This window comes from Streptosporangium amethystogenes, from assembly GCF_000721075.1.
Lineage (GTDB): Bacteria > Actinomycetota > Actinomycetes > Streptosporangiales > Streptosporangiaceae > Streptosporangium > Streptosporangium amethystogenes.
Genome location: NZ_JOEQ01000005.1, coordinates 724,500 through 744,583, shown reverse-complemented (window position 1 = coordinate 744,583; position 20,084 = coordinate 724,500). Strand labels below are relative to the sequence as shown.

Annotated in this window: 20 protein-coding genes; 15 read left to right on the top strand and 5 right to left on the bottom strand. The window is 70.1% G+C overall.

The genetic code is table 11. The features are described from left to right. The first annotated feature begins 87 nt into the window (after positions 1-87). The 12 genes from IG98_RS0111190 (at position 88) to IG98_RS0111135 (ending at position 10,247) form a co-directional block, all read left to right on the top strand. Positions 88-624, top strand: coding sequence for a MaoC family dehydratase (locus IG98_RS0111190; RefSeq protein WP_030909567.1), 537 nt, complete (start codon positions 88-90; stop codon positions 622-624). Then, positions 621-1,655 (top strand): LLM class flavin-dependent oxidoreductase, encoded by a 1,035-nt coding sequence (locus IG98_RS0111185; protein ID WP_030909562.1) that lies wholly within the window; start codon positions 621-623, stop codon positions 1,653-1,655. Before IG98_RS0111190 ends, IG98_RS0111185 begins: the two co-directional genes overlap by 4 nt. Further along, complete coding sequence (locus IG98_RS0111180) at positions 1,652-2,872, top strand: CaiB/BaiF CoA transferase family protein (RefSeq protein WP_030909559.1); 1,221 nt, start codon at positions 1,652-1,654, stop codon at positions 2,870-2,872. Before IG98_RS0111185 ends, IG98_RS0111180 begins: the two co-directional genes overlap by 4 nt. Continuing rightward, positions 2,869-4,266 (top strand): MmgE/PrpD family protein, encoded by a 1,398-nt coding sequence (locus IG98_RS0111175; RefSeq protein WP_051751969.1) that lies wholly within the window; start codon positions 2,869-2,871, stop codon positions 4,264-4,266. The genes IG98_RS0111180 and IG98_RS0111175 overlap by 4 nt, the downstream gene beginning before the upstream one ends. Next, the gene (locus IG98_RS0111170) at positions 4,247-5,461 is read left to right on the top strand and encodes a RidA family protein (RefSeq protein ID WP_051751968.1); all 1,215 of its coding nucleotides are present in this window, start codon (positions 4,247-4,249) and stop codon (positions 5,459-5,461) included. The genes IG98_RS0111175 and IG98_RS0111170 overlap by 20 nt, the downstream gene beginning before the upstream one ends. Continuing rightward, positions 5,458-5,958, top strand: coding sequence for an FAS1-like dehydratase domain-containing protein (locus IG98_RS0111165; RefSeq protein WP_030909549.1), 501 nt, complete (start codon positions 5,458-5,460; stop codon positions 5,956-5,958). Before IG98_RS0111170 ends, IG98_RS0111165 begins: the two co-directional genes overlap by 4 nt. Beyond that, complete coding sequence (locus tag IG98_RS0111160; RefSeq protein ID WP_051751967.1) at positions 5,955-6,416, top strand: MaoC/PaaZ C-terminal domain-containing protein; 462 nt, start codon at positions 5,955-5,957, stop codon at positions 6,414-6,416. The genes IG98_RS0111165 and IG98_RS0111160 overlap by 4 nt, the downstream gene beginning before the upstream one ends. Beyond that, positions 6,413-7,561, top strand: a complete 1,149-nt coding sequence (locus IG98_RS0111155; RefSeq protein ID WP_030909544.1) for an acetyl-CoA acetyltransferase — start codon at positions 6,413-6,415, stop codon at positions 7,559-7,561. The genes IG98_RS0111160 and IG98_RS0111155 overlap by 4 nt, the downstream gene beginning before the upstream one ends. Beyond that, positions 7,558-7,962, top strand: a complete 405-nt coding sequence (locus IG98_RS0111150; protein WP_030909540.1) for a Zn-ribbon domain-containing OB-fold protein — start codon at positions 7,558-7,560, stop codon at positions 7,960-7,962. The genes IG98_RS0111155 and IG98_RS0111150 overlap by 4 nt, the downstream gene beginning before the upstream one ends. A gap of 42 nt (positions 7,963-8,004) precedes the next feature. Beyond that, positions 8,005-9,165 carry an acyl-CoA dehydrogenase family protein gene (locus IG98_RS0111145; protein ID WP_030909537.1) on the top strand — a complete coding sequence of 387 codons (1,161 nt, stop codon included), beginning with the start codon at positions 8,005-8,007 and terminating at the stop codon, positions 9,163-9,165. Beyond that, a complete protein-coding gene (locus tag IG98_RS0111140; protein WP_030909534.1) occupies positions 9,162-9,761 on the top strand; it encodes a cupin domain-containing protein in 600 nt (199 codons plus the stop codon). Before IG98_RS0111145 ends, IG98_RS0111140 begins: the two co-directional genes overlap by 4 nt. Positions 9,762-9,863: 102 nt before the next feature. Continuing rightward, entirely contained in the window at positions 9,864-10,247 is a 384-nt protein-coding gene (locus IG98_RS0111135; RefSeq protein WP_157594270.1) for a hypothetical protein, read from the top strand. Positions 10,248-10,311: 64 nt separating this feature from the next. On the opposite strand, the gene IG98_RS46785 is transcribed toward IG98_RS0111135, so the two are convergent. From IG98_RS46785 to IG98_RS0111110, 5 genes are all read right to left on the bottom strand, one after another. Beyond that, positions 10,312-11,967: an alpha/beta fold hydrolase gene (locus IG98_RS46785; protein ID WP_051751966.1), complete on the bottom strand. Its 1,656-nt coding sequence runs from the start codon at positions 11,965-11,967 to the stop codon at positions 10,312-10,314. Positions 11,968-11,979: 12 nt separating this feature from the next. Further along, on the bottom strand, positions 11,980-13,209 hold the full coding sequence (locus IG98_RS0111125) for an ABC transporter substrate-binding protein (protein ID WP_030909524.1): 1,230 nt from the start codon (positions 13,207-13,209) through the stop codon (positions 11,980-11,982). Between the two features lie 42 nt (positions 13,210-13,251). Next, positions 13,252-14,394: an ABC transporter substrate-binding protein gene (locus IG98_RS0111120; RefSeq protein WP_030909521.1), complete on the bottom strand. Its 1,143-nt coding sequence runs from the start codon at positions 14,392-14,394 to the stop codon at positions 13,252-13,254. 213 nt (positions 14,395-14,607) lie between these two features. Further along, on the bottom strand, positions 14,608-16,086 hold the full coding sequence (locus tag IG98_RS0111115) for an FAD-dependent oxidoreductase (protein ID WP_030909518.1): 1,479 nt from the start codon (positions 16,084-16,086) through the stop codon (positions 14,608-14,610). After that, positions 16,083-16,925 carry a VOC family protein gene (locus IG98_RS0111110; RefSeq protein WP_030909514.1) on the bottom strand — a complete coding sequence of 281 codons (843 nt, stop codon included), beginning with the start codon at positions 16,923-16,925 and terminating at the stop codon, positions 16,083-16,085. Before IG98_RS0111110 ends, IG98_RS0111115 begins: the two co-directional genes overlap by 4 nt. A gap of 165 nt (positions 16,926-17,090) precedes the next feature. Here IG98_RS0111110 and IG98_RS0111105 point away from each other — a divergent pair, with 165 nt between their 5' ends. From IG98_RS0111105 to IG98_RS0111095, 3 genes are read left to right on the top strand one after another with little or no spacing between them, the layout of a single operon-like run. Continuing rightward, positions 17,091-18,140, top strand: coding sequence for a nitrilase-related carbon-nitrogen hydrolase (locus IG98_RS0111105; RefSeq protein WP_030909511.1), 1,050 nt, complete (start codon positions 17,091-17,093; stop codon positions 18,138-18,140). A 13-nt stretch (positions 18,141-18,153) separates the two neighbouring features. Beyond that, positions 18,154-19,617: an aldehyde dehydrogenase family protein gene (locus tag IG98_RS0111100; protein ID WP_051751965.1), complete on the top strand. Its 1,464-nt coding sequence runs from the start codon at positions 18,154-18,156 to the stop codon at positions 19,615-19,617. Further along, positions 19,614-20,069 (top strand): DUF3598 family protein, encoded by a 456-nt coding sequence (locus IG98_RS0111095; RefSeq protein WP_030909505.1) that lies wholly within the window; start codon positions 19,614-19,616, stop codon positions 20,067-20,069. Before IG98_RS0111100 ends, IG98_RS0111095 begins: the two co-directional genes overlap by 4 nt. The last annotated feature ends 15 nt before the right edge of the window (positions 20,070-20,084 follow it).

Here is a 20,084-nt window from a genome sequence, read left to right as displayed (position 1 = left end):
CGTCGGACGCCTTAGACAAGGTCGTCTCATTGCCATACACTTAATATGTCTGACATTATCTACCGACGCGAGCATCCGGGGAAGGCAATGGCTATTAAAGAGGGATGGACGGGCCGCTTCTTCGAGGACTTCGAGGTGGGTGACGTCTATCAGCACCCCCTGGGCCGAACGGTCACCGAGTCCGACAACACGTGGTTCACGTTGCTGACGATGAACACCAACCAGATGCACTTCAACGCCGAATACGCCGCGCGGTCCGAGTTCACGAAACCGCTCGTCGTCTCCACCCTGACCGTGGCGATCGCGGTCGGGCAGAGCGTCACCGACATCACCCAGAACGCGTTCGCCAACCTGGGCTGGGACGAGATCCGGATGACCCACCCGGTCTTCGCGGGTGACACGTTGTACAGCGAGTCGCTCGTGCTGGAGAAGCGCGAGTCCGGCAGCCGCCCCCACGCGGGTATCGTCACCGTGCGCACCCGGACGCTCAACCAGGACGGGGACGAGGTCTGCTCGTTCAAACGCACCTTCTATGTCTACAAGACGGGCGCCGCCCAGTTGGAGAACCTCTTTCCCACCGGGAAGCGTCCGCTCACCGACGACCAGGGGCGGTCTCAACCGTGAGGATCACGTTCGCTCCCTGGGGTGAGTCCCTCGGAGAGCTGATGGAGGTGGCCCGTAGGGCGGAGGCCGCGGGCGCCGAGGTCATCTGGGTTCCCGAGCTGCACCGCAGCGCCACCGTCACCGCGGCGGCTCTCGCGACGGCCACCAGGCGGGCCAGGATCGGCACCGCCATCGCGCTCGCCTTCACCCGCAGCCCGATGATCACCGCCCTGGAGGCGCTCGACATCGACGAGCTGTCGGACGGGCGTTTCGTCCTGGGTCTGGGAACCGGTGTGCGGCGGCTCAACGAGGACTGGCACAACGCCAGCTTCGGCAAGCCGGCCGGGCACATGAGGGAGACCGTCCGGAACATCCGCCACTTCTGGGAGAGCTGCACCACCGGCGCCGAGATCGCTCTCACCGGTGAGTACGAGCCGATGCGGATGCGGGGTTACGAGCGGCCCTTCGGGGTGCGGCGGACGGACATCCCGATCTACCTGGCGGCGATGGGACCGGTGATGACCCGGCTGGCCGGGGCGATCGGCGACGGCTGGATCAGCCACGAGCTCTGCTCCCCACGCTATCTGCAGGAGCTGATCCTGCCCGAGTTGGAGGCGGGGATCGTCCAGGTCGAGGGCAAGAGGCGCGAGGACTTCGACGTCGTCGTGTCCGCCTGCTGCTCCGTCGCCGACGACCGGCGGACGGCCGTCAGCCGGGTGTCCGGGCTCGTCGGCTTCTACGCCAGCGTCCGCACCTACGCCGACTTCTTCGACTTCCACGGCCTGGCCGACCAGCAGCAGGCCGTCATCGACGCGTTCCGGCAGGGCCGGGGCGCGGACTATCTCGCCGACTCCGTCTCCCCGGAGATGGTCGACGCACTCACCATGACCGGCACCCGCGAGGCGGTGGCCGAGCGCATCGCCGGTTACGCGGGGAAGGCCGACTCGGTGAAGCTCAGCCCGCCGACCCACGGCATCGCCCCCGCCGAGATCCGCGCGGCTCAGAACGAGATCCTGTCGCTCATCGCAGACATCGCAGGGAGCACCTCTTGAAGCCTCTGGAAGACATCCGGATCATCGCCGTCGAGCAGTACGGGGCCGGCCCGTTCGGCAGCGTGCACCTCGCCGATCTCGGTGCCCAGGTGATCAAGATCGAGGATCCGAGGGTGGGCGGTGACGTCGGCCGCTACGTGCCGCCGTACGGCGAGGAGGAGGACTCCCTCTTCTTCGAGACCTTCAACCGCAACAAGCGCAGCCTCTCGTTGGACCTGTCCTCGCCGGCCGGCCGCAGGGTCTTCGAGGACCTGGTGAAGGTCTCCGACGTGGTCTACTCCAACCTGCGCGGCGACGTCCCGGCGAAGATCGGTATCACCTACGACGACCTCAAGCACCTGAACCCGGCCATCGTCTGCTGCTCGCTCACCGGTTTCGGGATGACGGGCCCTCGGCAGAAGGAACCCGGCTACGACTACGTGCTCCAGGGCCTGGCCGGTTGGATGGACCTCACCGGCGAGCCCGACGGGCCGCCCACCAAGTCCGGGCTGTCGCTGGTCGACTACTCGGGCGGGCTGGTCGCCGCCCTCTCGCTGCTGGCCGGCGTGCACGCGGCGCGCCGCGACGGGACGGGCATGGACTGCGACGTCAGCCTCTACGACACCGCGATCGGGATGCTGACCTATCCCGCGGCCTGGCATCTGAACGCGGGCTTCACCCCGGTCCGCACCCGTCACTCGGCCCATCCCTCGCTGGTGCCGTTCCAGGCGTTCCAGGCCAGTGACGGCTGGCTCGTGGTCGGCTGCGCCAAGGAGAAGTTCTGGGCCCGGCTCGCCGAGGTGGTCGGCCACCCCGAGTGGGCCGGGCCGGACTCCCCCTACGGCTCGTTCGCGGACCGGCAGCGAAACAGCGTGGAACTGCTCGGACTCCTGGAGGAGATCTTCCAGAGGCGAACGGTGGCCGAGTGGCTGGCGGTCCTCTACCCGGCCTCGATCCCTTGCGCCCCCATCAACGACGTCGCGGCCGCGCTGGAGGAGGAGCACACCAGGGCGCGCGGGTTGCGCGTGACCACCGAGCACCCCCGGTTCGGCACCGTCGAGCAGGTCGCCTCGCCGGTGCGGGTCGGCAGCGAGCCGCCGACCTACCGTCGGGCCCCGCTCCGCAACGAGGACTTCGATCTGGTGGTCCGTGACATCGTGGGATACGACGACGCGACGATCGACGACCTGAAGGCCCAGGGCGCGTTCGGCGAGGTGACCGGGGCGGCCACCCGATGATCGCTCGGGAGCTGGCCACCTGGGCGCTCGGTCTGACCGACGTTCCCGCACCGGTCCGCCGGGCCGCCACCCGGCACCTGCTCGACGGGGTCGGCACCGCGCTCGGCGCGTACCGGACCGGAGCCGCGACCCCCGCGCTGACCGTGGCGCGCGACCTCGGCGGCCCCGCCGAGGCGACGGTCCTCGCCACCGGCCACCGGCTCTCGGCACCCGCCGCGGCCCTCGCCAACGGCACGCTGGTGCACGCCCTCGACTTCGACGACACCCATGCCGGCGGCCTCGTGCACGCCACCGCCGTCGTCCTGCCCGCGGCGTTCGCCGTCGGCGAGCAGGTCGGCGCGTCAGGCCGACAGGTGCTCACCGCCGCCGTGGCGGGGTACGAGGCCGCCTGCCGGGTGGCCGCCGCCGCCCCGCACGGATTCCACGCGCGCGGCCTGCACGCGACGATGGTCGCGGGCGTCTTCTCCTCGGCCCTGGTCGCCGCGCGGCTGCTCGGCCTGGACGTCGCCCAGACCACCAACGCGCTGGGGATCGCGGGCAGCCAGGCGGGGGGCCTGCTGGCCTTCCTCGGCACCGGGGCCTCCACCAAACAGCTCCATCCCGGGTTCGCCTCGCAGTCGGGCATCATCGCCGCCCGCCTGGCGGCGGCGGGTGCCACCGGACCGGAGACGGTGTTCGAAGGGCCGCACGGCGTCTTCGACGCGCTCGCACAGGGCAGGGTGGACCCGCACTCGATCGTCACCGACCTCGGCGACCGGTGGGAGACCACCCAAATCGGCATAAAGCCCTACGCGGCCTGCCAGCTCTCGCATGCCACCATGGGGGCGACGCTCGACGCGATGGCACGCGAGCCGTTCGGCCCCGAGGACATCTCCGAGATACACGCCCGGGTCCACCCCGACTCCGCCTCGGTGGTCTGTGACACCTCTCACGACCTGCTGCGGCCGGCGAGCGCGTACGCCGCGAAGTTCTCACTCCCCTGGACCGTCGCGGCACTGCTCGTCGACCGGAGGGTGAGCCTCGACACCTTCGAACCGAGCTCGATCGCCCGGGCCGAGGTGAGCGAGCTCGCCGCCCGGGTCCGCTGGGAGGTCACCGAGCCCTCGGGGCTCGTCGCCGCCGACGCGCCGGGACATGTCTCCGTCAGGCTCCGCGACGGCCGGGTCGTCGAGGGTTTCGTGCGGCGCAGCGAGGGGGGCGGGGACAACCCGCTCAGCCGGGACGCGCTGATCGCCAAGTTCGAGGGCAATGTGGGAGGCCGGGCGGCCGGGCTCGTCGACGCCATCGAGGCGCTCGACGAGCAGCCGGACCTTCGCACCGTACTGAACGCCGCGGCCGGTGCCGCCGCCGAGTTCACCCAGCCTAGGAGTACAGATGACGTTGCAAGCCATTAAACCCGCCGAGTTCCCCTGGTTCCCGTACGAGGGGTTCACCTTCTGTCTGGGGCTGTCCGAAGGCGACAGCGTCTGGTCGTCCGGACACACCGCCGCCGCGCAGGACGAGGCGCTCGGCAAGATGGTCGTCTCCGGCACCATGGAGGAGCAGGCGCGGATCGCCTACCGGAAGGTGCTGACGATCATCGAGGCCGCCGGTCTCGGCCCGGACGACGTCGTGCACGTGACGGAGAACGTCACGCTCTCCGGTCTGCCGCACTACGAGGCCGCGGCCGCCGTGCGCAAGGAGGTCTTCGGGGCACACGAACCCGCGCTCTCCACGGTGGTGGTGGAGCGGCTGGTCCGCTCGACCGCGTTCCTGGAGATCGAGATGCGCGCCGTCAAGGGCGGCGGCACCGAACTGCTGGCCGCCAGCGAGCGGCGCCAGGCCGGTGTGTGGGCCGCCTCCCCGGTGCGCGAGGGGCATGACGGCACCGTGTACCTGCCGACCGTCGTGCCCGTCGACGAGTCGGGCGACATCGTCTCCCCCGGCGACTTCGTGGGCCAGTACGCGTACTGCCTCGACCGGGCGGACGCGCTGCTGCGCCAGGCGGGACTGTCCCTGGACAACGCCGTGACCACCTACGACTACTCGACTCCGGCCTCTCGCGGCGTCTACCGCAAGAGCCACCGGGTGCGTAAGGAGCGACTCGGCGGCGCGGGGGTGTACCCGGGCGCCGGGGGCATCCTGATGAGCCGCCTGCACCACCCGGAGTCCCTGGTCGCGATCGACGTCACCGCCTCCAGGCACCCGCTGGAGCTGGTGAACCCGGGCTGGGCCCGGTACGACACCCTGACCTACGCGCCGGGTGTCCGGGCGGGCCGGACGTTGTTCATGTCCGGTTTCGCGGCGCTGGACATGGAGACCCAGGAGGCGCTTCACCCGGGCGACCTGCGGGCACAGGCCGAGGAGACCTACGGGGCGATCCTGCACCTGCTCTCCCATGCCGGTCTCGGTCCGGAGAACCTGCTCTCCACCATCGAGTTCTGCGTCGAGTCGGCGCTGCGGGACTACCGCGTGGTCGCGCCGGTCCGCGAACGCCTGCTCTCGCCCCCGTGGCCGGCATCGACCGGGGCGATCTGCAAGGAGTTGCTCCGTCCCGAGTTCCTGCTTGAGGTGTTCCCGACCGCTCTCTACCCGAAGGACCCGTCGTGACGCTGCTCACCGAGGAGATCCGCGCGCTCGTCGGCCGCAGGCGGGTCTACACCGCGCCGGAGGAGCTCGGCGCCGCCGCGTGCCGGTACTTCGGCCTGGCCATCGGGGACGACAATCCGCTGTACTCCGATGCCGAGTACGCGCGCGCCCAGGGGCTGGCCGGGGTGACCGCGCCGCCCACCCTGATCTGCGAGACGAACCAGTACACCGGCCTGCCGATAAGCCCCGACGGCGACGGCGGGCACAACTGGGGGATCGAGATCGCGGGGACCCGCAAGGTCCGCGGCGGCAACTCCTACGTCTTCCACCGCCGGATCCGCCCCGACGATGTCGTCACCGCCGCCTGGGAGATCACGGACGCGGCCGAGAAGACCACCAGGTCCGGTGCGGAGATGCTGATCATCACCTCGCGGGCGACCTACACCGACCAGCACGACGAGCTGCTCGCGGAGAACGAGGAGACCATCATTTTCGTATCGCTGGAGGCCGGGGCATGACCCACGAACCCGGGGAGGTCATCCCCCCGCTCGAACGCAGGATAGGGCTCGCGGACATGGTCGCCTACGCCGGAGCCACCTGGGACTGGTACCGGCTGCACTACGACTCCGAGTTCGTCGCCAGGCAGAAGGTTCCCGCGCCGGTCGTCGACGGCCAGGTGTTCGGGGCCCTGCTGGTCGAGCAGATCCAGGACTGGCTCGGTCCTCGGTGCTTCGTGTGCGAGCTGGACTTCACCTTCAAGTCGCTGGTCTTCGCCGAGGAGACGGTCCGCTGCGAGGGCACGGTCTCGGAGGCCGGTGACGACTTCCTGGTGCTCAGCCAGCGGGTGGTCGTGGTCGGTGCCGACGGCGGGGTCGACCGGGTCGCCGCAGGTCCCGCGCGTGCCCGGGTCCTGCTCGGCGTCGCCGACGGACCGGGGGCGGGACTCGGCGGCGCCGACGGACCGGAGGCGAGATGAGCACCGGTGTCGCGATCGTCGGGGCCGCCGAGTCGGATCTCGGGGTCACCAACCGGTCGATTCTCGGTCTGCAGGCCCAGGCGATCGGCCGGTCGCTCGCCGACGCGGGGCTGACCCTGCGTGACGTCGACGGGCTGGCGACGACCGGGGTCTCCCGGTTCTCCGCGACCCAGCTCGCCGACCACTTCGGGCTCCAGCCGCGCTGGACCGACTCGACGTACGCGGGCGGCTCCGCCTTCGAGATGTTCGTGGCGCGGGCGACCCAGGCCATCCAGGCGGGCCAGGCCGAGACCGTCGTGATCAGCTTCGCCTCCAACCAGCGGTCGGCCCGCTCCCGCTCTCTCGGGGGCGTGGTGGAGGACCACACGCCGGAGGCCCAGTTCGAGACGCCGTACGGCCCGCTCTTCCCGCTCTCGTACTACGCGATGGCCGCGCAGCGCTACCTGCACACCTACGGCGGGACGCGGGAGGCGCTCGCCGAGGTCGCCGTGGCGGCGCGGGAGTGGGCGCTGCTGAACCCCGCCGCGTTCCGCCACGGCACCCGGTCGCTGACCGCCGAGGAGGTGGTCGGCTCCACGATGATCTCCAGCCCGCTGACCGCTCTGGACTGCTGCCTGGTCACCGACGGCGGTGGCGCCATCGTGCTGACCTCCTCCGAGCGCGCGAGGGACCTGCGCAAGAAGCCGGTCGAGGTGCTCGGGTACGGCGAGCGCACCACCAACACCTCGATGACCGCCGTTCCCGATCTGACCGTGACCGGCGCGGTCGGCTCCGGTGCCGACGCGTTCGCGCGGGCCGGCGTCACCCCGGCCGACATCGACGTCGCGCAGGTCTACGACTCGTTCACGATCACCGTGGCGCTCACCCTGGAGGCGCTGGGCTTCTGCGGCCGGGGCGAGGCGCTGGACTGGATCGCGGACGGCAGGATCCGCCCGGGCGGCGACTTCCCGCTCAACACCTCGGGCGGCGGCCTGTCCTACTGTCACCCCGGCCAGTTCGGGGTCATGTTGCTGATCGAGGCGGTGGCACAGCTACGCGGCGAAGCCGGTGACCGGCAGGTTCCCGGCGCGCGTCTCGCGCTGGCCCACGGTACGGGAGGAATCTTGTCGACGCACGCCACCGTGGTGCTGGGGGTGGAGTCGTGATCGCCCCTGAGGTACCGCCGCCCGACGAGATCACCCTGCCCTGGTGGGAGGCGACCAGAGAGCATCGGCTGCTGGTGCAGACCTGCGCCGGCTGCTCGGGGACGCAGCACCCGCCGCGCGCGCTGTGCGTGCACTGCGGCTCTGACCATCTGGACTGGAGCACGTCGGCCGGGGCCGGCGTGGTGGACTCGTTCACCGTCGTGCACCGGGCACCGCGCCCGGAACTCGACGTTCCCTACGTCATCGCCCGCGTCCGGCTGGCCGAGGGGGTCATCCTGCTCACCCGGCTGGAAGGCCAGCCGCAGGAGGAGTGGTCCATCGACGACCCGGTCCGGCTCACCTGGGTGGACCTCGACGACGGGCGCGCCCTTCCCGTCTTCGTTCCCGCCGACGTTTCCTGAACAACGGAGTCCGAGAGACTCCGGGCAAGAAAGGCAGTCGCAGTGGATTTCCAGCTTGACGAGGACCAGCGCGAGTTCCGCGCCGTCCTGCGCGACTTCGTCGACCGGGAGATCATCCCGGTCGCCCGCGAGTGGGAGCAGTCCGGCCGCTATCCGACGGAGATCGTCGACGGGATGCGGGAGATGGGCCTGTTCGGGATGACGATTCCCGAGGAGTACGGCGGCCTCGATCTCGACCCCGTCTCGTTCGCGCTGGTCTTCGAGGAGATAGCCCGTGGCTGGATGGGCATCGCCGGCATCCTGGGCAGCCACTCCCTGGCCTGCCGGATGATCGCGATGCGCGGCACGGAGGAGCAGAAGCGCAAGTACCTTCCCGACCTCGCCGCCGGCGTCCGTCGTACCGGCATCGGCCTCACCGAGCCCGACGCCGGCACCGACCTGCAGGGCATCCGCACCACCGCGACGCTCGACGGTGACCACTACGTCGTCAACGGCACCAAGATGTGGATCACCAACGCGCGGTACGCGGATCCGCTCCCGGTTCTGGTCAAGACCGACCCGAGCACCTCCCCGGCCCACAAGGGCATGAGCGTACTCCTGGTGGACTCCTCACTGGAGGGCTACCAGGTCACCAAGGACATTCCCAAGCTCGGCTACAAGGGCACCGAGTCCTGCGAGGTCGTGCTCGACAATGTGCGCGTCCCCAAGGAGAACCTGCTCGGCGGTGTCGAGGGCAAGGGCATGCAGCACGCGCTCTCCGCTCTGGAGTGGGGCCGGGTGAACATCGCCGCGCGCTCGGTCGGCATCGCCCAGCGCGCCCATGACGAGGCGTTCGCCTACGCCAAGCAGCGCAAGGCGTTCGGTCAGGCCATCGGCGGCTTCCAGGCGATCCAGCTGCAGCTGGGGAACCTGTCCACCCAGGTCCAGGCCGCGCGCCTGATGACCTACTGGGCCGCGGACGCGGTCCGCCAGGGTCGCGCCGACGGTGAGACGGGCATGGCGAAGATCTTCTGCTCCGAGGTCGCCCTGGCCGCGTCGATCGACGCGATGAAGATCCACGGTGGCTACGGCTACTCCACCGAGTACGAGGTGGAGCGCCTCTACCGTGACTCGATCCTGATGAGCATCGGCGAGGGCACGAACGACGTGCTCCGTACGATGGTGGCCAAGTCCGTACTGCGTGGTGAAACGGTGATCCGATGACAGTCATCCCAGAGGGCGGTTCGCTCGCCGAGTTGGTCGAGCGGGACGGCATCGCCGTTCCCATGCCCGAGGCCAACATGAAGATCGTCAGTGTCATGCTGCACCGGGACCCCGCCACTCGGTCCAGGTCTCTCGCCGCCCGGTTCCCGGCCGGCTTCTCCCGTCCGGTGGCGGGCCGCTACGCCTCCGGGGAGGAGTTCCTGGTCCTGTCCGGAGGACTGCGGATCGGCGACACGCTGTTCGGGCCGGGCGAGTGGTGCTGGGTTCCGCCTCAGCACCCGCGACCGGGTTTCGGCTCCGAGGAGGGGGCGCTGCTCTACGCCTGGTTCTCCGGGGAGAACGGCTTCACCCCGGCGGAGGACGCCGGGGACGGCGCGAGCGGGCTGACCCCGGTCGGTCTCGAAGCCGGGAACCGGACGCTCCGGGAGTACAGCGAGGAGCTGGGCGGCAGTGAGGTCCGTGCCGAGGGAAGCGAGGTCGAGGGTCCCGCGGAGCTCGTCGACCTGACCACCTGGCAGTGGCGGCGGGTGGAGTCCGGCGAGCGGGTCGTGGTCGGCCCGGGCGCCGCGTTCGTACGCACCGAGCCCCGAGGGTGACGTTCACCCTCGGGGCTCCCCTGCCTCCTCACCCGAAGTCGCCACCCCGCGCAGGCGGAAAGCGATGACAGGTCAACCGAAGCCTGTCCGGTGGGAGTGCCGGTGACGACGCCGGAGGTCGAGGTGACCCAGGAGCTGATCGACACTCTCGTCGGCCTGGGCGGTTACACCCACCCCCTGTTCGTCCCGGCAGCAGGATCCCCTGCCCCGATGCCGGGACAGGGGGTCCTGCTCCTGGTGGGCGGCCTCGTCGAGCGGTCCAGGATGCTCGACGAGGCGATCGCGCTGCTCGAACTGCGCGAGGTCCGCTTCTCGAAGATGCTGCGCGCGCCCACGACGTTGCGGGTCGAGCTGACCCCCGGCGAGGCTCGTGAGACCGGGAGCGGAAAGGTGATCCGGCACTACCGCTGGTCCGCGATCGACGGCAGCGGAGATCAGGTGCTGGAAGCCACCGCGGTGATGCTGATGCGCGCGCCCATGCCGTAGCCGGGGTGGGCGCGCGTGATCATTTTTTCTGCCCGGTCTGCCCGGTCTGCCCGGTCTGCCCGGTTCACGTTCCCGCCTCGTCCAGGGCTTTCAGCAGAGCGGCCTGCCCGCCTCGCCCATCGTGGGGGGAGTGCGACGGCGTGAACTCCGCGTCGGCCACGAACGGGTCCCAGATCGGGTCCGCGGCCACGATCGGCGTGCGGAGAGCGGCGAGCCGCCGGACGACTCCGTCGAGCACCGCGGCCCGGAAGACCGAACCGTAGGTGGGCCACGCCTTGACGATGTCGAGGACCCTGCGTTCCAGTACCGCCAGATCCGGCCGGCCGCCGTCTCCTCCGGTGGAGGGCGGGCTCGTCCCCGGTCGCAGTCCGCCGTCCCTCACCAGGTGCCAGGCTCGCAGCAGGTGCGTGCCGTGGTCGTCGGGCGTCAGGGACGGGGTGCGCGCCGAGGCGAGTTCCGCCGGAAGACGTTCGGGGTCCGGCAGCGCGGCCAGCGCCAGCGCGTGCACGCGTGCCGGGTGCCGCTCGGCGACGGCGGCCGCGATCGTGCCACCCGCTCCCGAGCCGTACAGGTCGACGGTTCCGAGGCCGAGCTCTTCGAGGACGTCCCGGACGGCCTCGGCCAGTTGCCCGGCGTCGACGGTGAGCTTTCCCCTCAGGTCGGAGTCGCCGGTTCCCGGCAGGTCGACGGCGAAGGCCGGCCGGTGCTCCCCGGCCCGGCTCAGCAGCCCGTCGACCGCGTGGCCGGAGGCGGGTGCCGGAGGCAGCGCCACCAGCGGCCTGCCCGCCGTGCCCGTCCCCGTCCAGCGGACCAGCACCTGGCCCAGCCGGGTGCTGACGTAGCGGCGGGTCAGCGTCCCCGCGGCTCGGACCTCGGGCCGTGCGGGCGCCCCGGTCACCCCCTCCGGGTGGGCCGCAGCATGGGAACGTACCCGTGCCGCCACCCCCTGCGGCGAGTCGCTCCCCGCGGCGAGGTCCTCGACCCGGATCCGGGTGCCCAGGTCAGGGAGCCGGTCCAGGTGGGCGTGGAGCGGGTCACCCGGCGAGGCGAAGAGGAGGGACGGTACGGCGAGCCGGGCCAGCAGCGGTGCCGGATCGCAGACGAACGCCGCGCGGTAGGCGAGCGAGTAGGTCCCGCCGGTTTCGAGCATGCCGGTCGTCACCTCGTGCAGGTACCCCGGGGACGGCATCGCCGAGGCCAGCCTCGCCTCGGGCCTCTCGTTGTACCAGGGCCAGAACAGGTACATGTTCCGCACCCGGTGCCATGCCTCGACGAGGTGTGTGCCGTCGCCGCGCCGCGCGATGGGGGGAAGGTAGTTCGCGAGCTGGTCGGCCCGCTCCTCGGGAGTCGAGATCCCCAGTCCGTCGAGGACGAGCGAGGCGACCCGGCCGGGCTGCGCGACGGCGAACGCGAGCGCCACCTTCGCGCCGGTGTGCGTGCCGTACAGATGGACCCGCTCCAGCCCGAGCGCGGTCAGGGTCTCGCCGAGGGCGGCCCCGTAGTCGGCCATGGCCGGCTCCGCGACCGGGAGCGGATCGGACCCGCCGTGCCCCGGGGTGTCCAGCGCGTACACCGTGAACCAGCGGGCCAGTTCCTCGACCAGGCCGCGCAGCGGGCGGTAATCGCCCGGCGAGGCGTGCAGGAGAACGATCGGCAGGCCCTGCCCCGCGCTTGTGTAGTGGACCTGACGGTCGCCGACGGTGACGTAGTGCCGCTCCATGGGGACTCCCGTTCAGCCACTGGTCTCGACGGTCGTCCAGCCCTTGTCGTCCTTTTTCCACTGGTAGATGTGGACGTCGTCCAGGCCGAAGAACTCGTGCTTCTCCGGCGAGATGGAGTTGCCGGACGGGGTCTCGGTGTCGGGGATCTCCAGCTTGTCGATGGCGGCGACGACGGCGTCGGGATCAAGCGAGCGGGCCTGCTCGACCGCCCGCGTGTACGCGAGCACGCAGTCCGCGGAGATCTCGGCCGCCTTGGGCGACTCGGCACCGGTCTTCGGGCCGACGTTCTTGCCGAACCGCTTCTCGATCTCCTCGATGTGCTTGCGGTAGGCGGGCTTCCAGGTGGCGCGGTCGTCGCGGCTCGGGTAGGGGTAGTAGGTGGCGGCGAAGAGCGTGCCGTCCGCGGTGTCGCCTGCCGCCTCGATGAACGCGATGTTGCGCGCCCCCGACCCGCCGACGATGAGCCCCTGGTAACCTGCCTCGCTCGCGGCCGCCATGGTCTTGGCGCCGCTCGCGGTGTTGGAGATCCAGATCGCCCCGGCGTCCTTGAGCTTGTCGACGTACGAGCGGTGCGACTGGTCGTCGGACCGGGTGGCCTCGAATCCCTTCCAGGTGAGGCCACCGGCCTCCGCCTGCCTCTTGACCTCGTCCGCGGTCCCCTTGCCGGCGTCGTCCCCTTCGTACACGACCCCGATCGAGGTGACCCCCTGGGACTTCAGGTGGGCCAGCATCTTCTCGACGTCGAGGCTGACCGGGTCCTGGGCGCGGAAGCCGTACTTAAGACCGCTGAAGTCGCCGGTGGCGACCATCGGCTGGCAGTTGACCTTCCTGCCGCTTTCGAAGCCGCCCTTGGCCGCGTTGTAGAAGGCGGAGAGCGCCGGCCCGATGACGAGCCCGACGCTCTCGTCGCCGGCGAACTCGTTGGCGGCCTGTACGGCCTTCGCCGGGTCGAGGCCGGAGTCGCGGGTCACCAGTTCGAGCTTGGCCCCGCCGATCCCGCCCTCGGCGTTGAGCCGGTCGACCTCGATCTTGAGCGAGTTCTCCTGTGAGATGCCGACGACGGCGAGTGGACCGGTCATCGGGGTGATCAGCCCGACCTTCACCACCGGACGGCCGACGTTCCAGCCTCCGTCGGAGGAGACCTGCGCGCCTCCGGCTCGTTCCTCCTTGCCGGCACAGGCGGTCAACAGTACGGCCGCGCCCAGGAGTGCCGTGATTTTACGACCGGTGGAGAAGGTCATGCTGGGTCCTATCGGATGAGAGTTGAGAAGATGGTTCCGGCCTCAGGATTTGGGGGTGACCTCGGTGATGAACCAGCCGTCGGCGTCCCGGTCCCACTTGTAGATGTGGATGTCGCCGACGTGGTAGAACTCGTGGTCCGCCGGCTTGATGGCGTTGCCCGACGGGGTCTCGGTGTCGGGAATGTCGAGCGCGGCCATCGCCGTCGCCAGCTTGTCCGGATCCACCGACTTGGCGCTCTCCGCCGCGGCCGCGAACGCGGTGACACAGTCGGCCGCGATCGCCGTGCCCTTGGGCATCTTCGCACCGGACTTCGGCCCCTCGACCAGCCCGTACTTGGCCTCGACCGCCTCGACGTGGGCGCGGTAACCGGCCTTCCAGGTCGCCTTGTCGCGAATGTTGAACTGTACGTTCCCGGCGGCGAAGACCGAGCCGATCGCGAGTTCTCCGGCCGCGTCGAGGAAGGTGACGTTCTGCAGCCCCGAGGTGCTGGCCATCACGCCCTTGTAGTTCGCCTCGGCGGCCGCGGCCATCGTCTTGGCTCCGCTGGCGTTACTGGAGACCATGATCGCCCCGGCGTCCTTGAGCTTGTCGAGGTAGGGCCGGTGCGACTGGTCGTCGGGGCGGGTCTCCTGATAGCTCAGGTAGGTGAGCCCGTACTTCGGCGCCATCTCCTTGATGTAGCCGTCCATCGCCTTGCCCGTGTCGTCGGCCTCGTAGACGAGCCCGATGGACTTCACGTCCTGGGTCTGCAGGTATTCCAGCATCTTCTCGACGCTGATGTTGTTGGGGTCCTGGGAGCGGAATCCGTACTTCAGGACGCCGAAGTCACCGGTGCCGACACCGGGTTGGCAGTTGAGCTTCTTGTTCTGCTCGTAGATGGCCTTCGAGGCGTTGTAGAACGCCGAGAGCGAGGGGCCGACCACCATTTTCACCTGCTCGTCGCCGACCATCTCGTTGGCCGCCTGAACGGCCTTGCCCGGGTCGAGCGCGGAGTCCCGGATGACGAGCTCCAGCTTGGCTCCCCCGAGGCCGCCGGCCTGGTTGATCCGGTCCATCTCCACCCGGATCGAGTTCTCCTGGAGGATGCCGAGGATGGAGTAGGCACCCGTCATCGGGGTGATGAGCCCGATCTTGATGGTGTCGGCCCCCGCGCTCCAGCCGGAGCCGCCGGTCTTCTCCGACACACCCGCGCGTTCCTCCTTGCTCGCGCAGCCGGAGAGCACCAATGCACCAGCAGCCGCCGCAGCGACCCATCGAAAACTTGATTTACGCATGTGCAGCCTCATGGTTTCAGGCCCGGGGTCGGGGAATTCCGATATGCGGAACAGCGTTACCAGCAGCCTAGAAAGCGGGTGCTTCGCTGTCAACGTATTGGTCTGACGTTTAAATGAGTGAAATCAGTCCGAAATAGAGCGGGACGCCGCAGCGGCTCCCAGCGCGCGGCCAAGTTCGCGGCCGAGCGTCATCGCCGGGGTCACGCTCATACCTCCGACATAGTTGTCGCCGGCGAAGACGTTGTTGCCGAGCACCTCACCCACCGCGAAGAGACCGGTGATGGGGGTGCCCGCGCGGTTCAGCACCGAGAGGTCGCCGTCCACCCGCACACCGTCCCGGCTGAGCAGGGAGGCTGCGACGGAGGTGAGCCCGTAGTACGGCGGCGTCCCGATGGTCATGGGCAGGACGACGCGCCCGTACTCCGGGTCGTTCCCGCTCCGGACCGCGACGTTGTACCGTTCGACCGTCGCGATGAGACCGTCCGCGTCCACCCCGAGTCGCTCCGCGAGGTCCCGCAGAGAGTCCGCGGCGACGATCCAGCGTCCGGCCTCGCATTCGGCGAGCATGCGCTCTCGCGTCCAGTCTCCGGTGCCGTTGCCGATGAGCGGCTCCGCGGTCTCGGCGATCGACCGGTCCCAGACGATGTGCATCGCGAGCCCCGGCTGGCGCAGCAACTCCCTTTCCCGGCGCTCGGGGCTCTCACCGTCCTCCGCGACGAAGCGTCTGCCGTCCTGGTTGACCCAGATCTCGTACGGGGTCCGGTAGGCGGGGGCGACCTGGACGAACGCCTCCCGGTAGTCGACGGCGAACCCACTGCGGGCGGGGTCGGGGATCAGCCCCATCACCGGGATGAAGAACCCGTCGGCGCTGACATCGGCGCCGAGCGTGAGGGCCAGTGTCAGGCCGTCGCCGGTCGCGTGGTCCAGGCAGGCGATCAGCGCGTTCTCACACCCGGGGGGCAGGAAGCGGTTGCGCACGCTCGGATCGGCGTCGTACCCGCCGGTGGCCAGGACGACGGCGTCGCCGTGCGCGACCATCTCGCCGCCGTCGGGCCGGATTCCGGTCACGCCGGTCACCCGCCCGCCGTCGGTGAGCGCGCCCTGGATCCGGGTGCCGAGCAGCAGGCGCACCGCCCCCGCCTCGATGGCGTCCTCGAAGCGGCGGCCCAGCAGCCGCAGCAGCGACCTGCCGAGGTCGACCCCCCAGTACGTACGGGGCACCGAGTAGACCTCGTGCCCGTGCACGAGGCCCGGGGTGCCGGGGTCGAAGTCGAAATCGAGGCTCTCCAGCCAGTCGACCGTGTCCCCCTGCGCGCGCACCGTCCGCCAGACGAGATCCTCGTCCGCCCTGCCGTGGGAGAGCCTCATCACGTCCTCGAAGTGGCGCTCGGGGGTATCGTCGATGCCGTGCGCGGCCTGACGGCGGGTGCCCGCTCCGCTGAACTCGCCATTGGCGATGTGCAGCATGCCACCCACCTCGGACTGCTTCTCGACGACGAGCACACTCGCGCCCGCCGAGGCGGCCTCGATGGCGACGCACATCCCCGCGGCCCCGGCGCCGACGACCACGACATCGAACCGGCCGAGAGATTCCGCCGTCACGACGCCGCCCCGGCGGGTTCGCGCAACTCCACCTCCAGGCCACCGGGTCCGCGTACGAGACGCTCACCGAGGCGGACACCACCGCACGCCTCCAGCGCGGCGATCGTGGAAGCGGGGTCCTCGACGGCGAACACCACCCTGCGCAGCCCGAGCGGCCGGTCCGACAGGTCCACCGCGTCGACGCCGGTGAACGACATGATCTCCAGACGCGCGGGGGCATGGTCCGCGGAGACGAGGAAGGTCAGCCGCAGGCCCGCGCCGGGCGGCATGCCGATCAGCCGCTCGAACGGTTCGCCGCTCATCTCCCCGGCGAACAGGATGTTCAGGCCCCCACCCTCGACGAAGAAGCGCAGCGCCTGATCGTGGTCGGCGGGTACGACGACGGCCGTGTGCAACTCACCGTGGAGGCGCTCCGGATCTCCCTCCAACGCGGGGCTCGGCCGATGGCCGGCAGCCGCATGCGGCAGCGTCCACCAGACCCCGTCGCTGCCGAGCGCCACGCACTCGGTCAGGGAGGCGGAACCGTAGGGGTAGGTGACGGGCGGCAGGGACCGGCCGCCCGCGGCGTCGATCATCTGTGTCGTCCGCCCGAGGTCCCTGGAGTACATACCAAGGAGCCGGGGACCGATGTCCCAGACGCGCGGCTCGGGCGCCTCGGCCACGTCCGGGGGTGCGGGGGTGAGCCGTATCCTGCCGGTCTCGACACCTCGGACGCCGAGAAGCGCGTCCGGACCGTTCCATTCGAGGACATCAAGGTCGAACGCCCCGGTATGGAAGGCAACCGATGCCTCGACGTTCCGGCACGTGATGACAGCCTCGACGATCGCTCCAAGCGGCAAGGTGACGCCTCCACGTTCTCTTCGAGTTCCGCAAGTCGGAACGGTGTTCCACGCTAGAGCGAGGGTCTTTACGTGTCAATGAGGTTCCCGAGGCTTCCCAAACCGGGACACTCTCCCTATAGTCCAACCAGAAACGGCGTTTCTATATGCGGAACAGGGGCTTGTGTGAGTCAAGATCTTGCGGATGAACCGCTGGTCGCCTACCATGCGGTCGCGCTACAGACCGCCTGTCATGCCGTCAACCGGGCCGAGAGCACCGCGGCCGCCCGCGACCTGATCCGCGCGGCCATCGACCGGGTTCACGAACAGGTCACCGCGACACAGCGGTCCATCGGCCCGAAGCTCGCGCTCGTGGTCCTCCCCGAGTACCTCCTCACCGGCCATCCCGTCGGTGAACCGCTGCCCGAGTGGTGCGAGCGGGCGGCTCTGGCACCCGACGGCACGGAGTACGCGCGGCTGGCCGAGCTCAGCCGTGACACCGGTCTGTTCCTGTGCGTCAACGCCTACGAGCTCGACGAGCACTTCCCCGGCATCTACTTCCAGGCGTCGGTCATCCTCGATCCGCGCGGGAAGGTGGTGCTCCGCTACCGGCGGCTCAACTCGATGTACGCCGTGACCCCGCACGACCTCCTCGACGACTACCTCTCCATCTATGGCGAGGACGCGCTCTTCCCCGTGGCCAGGACCGAGATCGGCAACCTGGCGGCGATCGCCTCCGAGGAGATCCTGTTCCCCGAGGTGGCCCGCTGCCTCGCGATGCGCGGCGCGGAGGTGTTCCTGCACAGCTCCTCGGAGATCTGCAGTGGCCTGCTGTCGCCGAAGAACGTCGCCAAGCTCGCCCGCGCGGTGGAGAACGGCGCGTACGTGGTCTCCGCCAACACCGCCGGTCTGTACGGCACCGGCCTGCCCCCGGAGTCCGGCGACGGTGCCAGCCAGATCGTCGACCATCGGGGCCTCGTGATCGCGAAGGCCGGCCAGGGAGAGTCCATGGCCGCCAACGGGGAGATCGACCTGGCCGCCCTGCGCCGCGCGCGCAGGGTCCCCGAGATGATGAACCTCCTTCCCCGTCAGCGCTTCGAGCTTTATGCCCCCAGCTATGCCGGCACATCGTTCTACCCGCCCAACAGCGTGCGGCCCACTGAGATCTCACGCGCGCACTTCGGCACGACGCAGCGCGCGGTGATCGAGCGGCTGTCCGCCGACGGCGTGATCTGACGAAAGGATCGAAGTGACGAAACAGATATCCGTCCGCAATCCCCGCACCGGACTGGCGGACTACACGATCACGGCGGCGAGCGCCGACGAGGTCGCGACCGCGGCGCGCGGGCTCCGCGCCCATCAGGGCGCGTGGGCGCGGCAACCGGTCCAGGGGCGGATCGCCACCCTGCGGAGTCTCCGGGAGGTCTTCGTCGGACGGCGCACGGAGCTCGTCCGCGAGATCGAGGCCGACACCGGGCGCAGATGGGCGTCCGAGGTGGAGGTGGACGCCGTCCTGGCCGGGATCGACCGCGCGTGCCGCTACGCCGAGGAGACCTTCGCGTCCGGCGCCCCCTCCCCCACCGCCGACCCCCAGATCCGGCTCTCCGGCGACCTGGTGCCCTACCCGGTGGTCGCCGCCATCTCGCCGTGGAACTTCCCCTTCCAGCTCGCGCTCATCGACGCGGTACCCGCCCTCCTCGCGGGATCGGCCGTCCTGCTGAAGCCGAGCGAGATGACCCCCCGCTTCGTTCCGGTGCTCCTCGACTGCCTCGCCGAGGTCCCCGGCCTCGCCGACGTCTTCGCGGTGGTGCAGGGCGACGGCTCCACCGGCGCCGCGGTGATCGACGTGGCCGACGCCGTCTGCTTCACCGGCAGCGTCCAGACCGGCCGCGTGATCGCGCGGGTGGCGGCCGACCGGTTCATCCCGGCGTTCCTGGAGCTCGGCGGCAAGGACCCCGCGATCGTCACGGGGTCGGCCGACCTCGACGCCGCCTCCTCTGCGATCCTCTGGGGCTCGACCATCAACTCCGGGCACTCGTGCATGTCGATCGAGCGCGTGTACGTCGACAGTCGCGTCGCCGGCGAGTTCGTGGAGGCCCTGGTCGCCAAGGCCGAACGCGTACGGTTGGCCCACCCCGATCCCGGCGACGGGCAGGTCGGCCCGATCATCACGAGCGCGCAGGTGCAGACCATCCGCGACCAGATCGACGACGCGGTGGCGAAGGGCGCCCGGGTGCGGGCCGGCGGCTCGATCGAGATCCTCGACGGCGGAGCCTACCTGCGGCCGACGGTGCTGACCGGCGTCGACCACTCCATGCGGGTGATGCGCGAGGAGACCTTCGGGCCGGTCATCCCGGTGATGACCTTCGACGGCGAGGACGAGGCCGTCGCCCTCGCCAACGACAGTGAGTTCGGCCTCAGCGCCGCCGTCTTCGCCGCCACGGCCGAGGAGGCGATGCCGATCGCGCACCGCCTCGACGCCGGCGGGATCAGTATCAACGATGTCTGCCTCACCGGCATGGTCCCCGAGGGGGAGAAGAACTCCTTCAAGCTCTCCGGACTCGGCGCCTCTCGGATGGGGCCGCCCTCCGTGCGGCGGTTCCTGCGCAGGAGAGCCCTGCTCATCCGCGACAGCGCCGGCCCGAGACCCTGGTACTACGACGGGGCATCGGCGGAGACCGTGGAAACCATCGACAAGACGGAGAACCGATGACGATCGCCGACATCCTGCGGGACATGAGCGGTGTGTGGCAGGGCACGTACACGGTGCTCGGAGCCGACGGCACCCTGGTGGAGCGCTTCGAGAGCCGGCAGGAAGGCCGGATGGAGGGGACGGACTGGACGGAGAAGGTCGTCTACCTCCGTGAAGGCACCGAGCCGGCCGTACGGCACTACCGCGCCATCGTCGACGGCGACTCCGTGCGGTTCGTCGACGAGGAGATGTGGGGCTCGACAAGCCGGGCAGGCGACCAGGCCATCCTCTTCACCTTCGGCTGGAATCAGAAGCCCGGGGAGCGCATCGTCGAGATGTCGATGCCGACCGGCGACTACCGCACCCGCCTGTGGCAGCATTTCGAGGACGGTCGGCTCAGCCGTCTCACCGTGATCGAGGAGCGCCGCGTCCCCGGGGCCGAGCCCGAGCGCTGGTACAACCCGACCGCCTGAACACCAACCGACCAG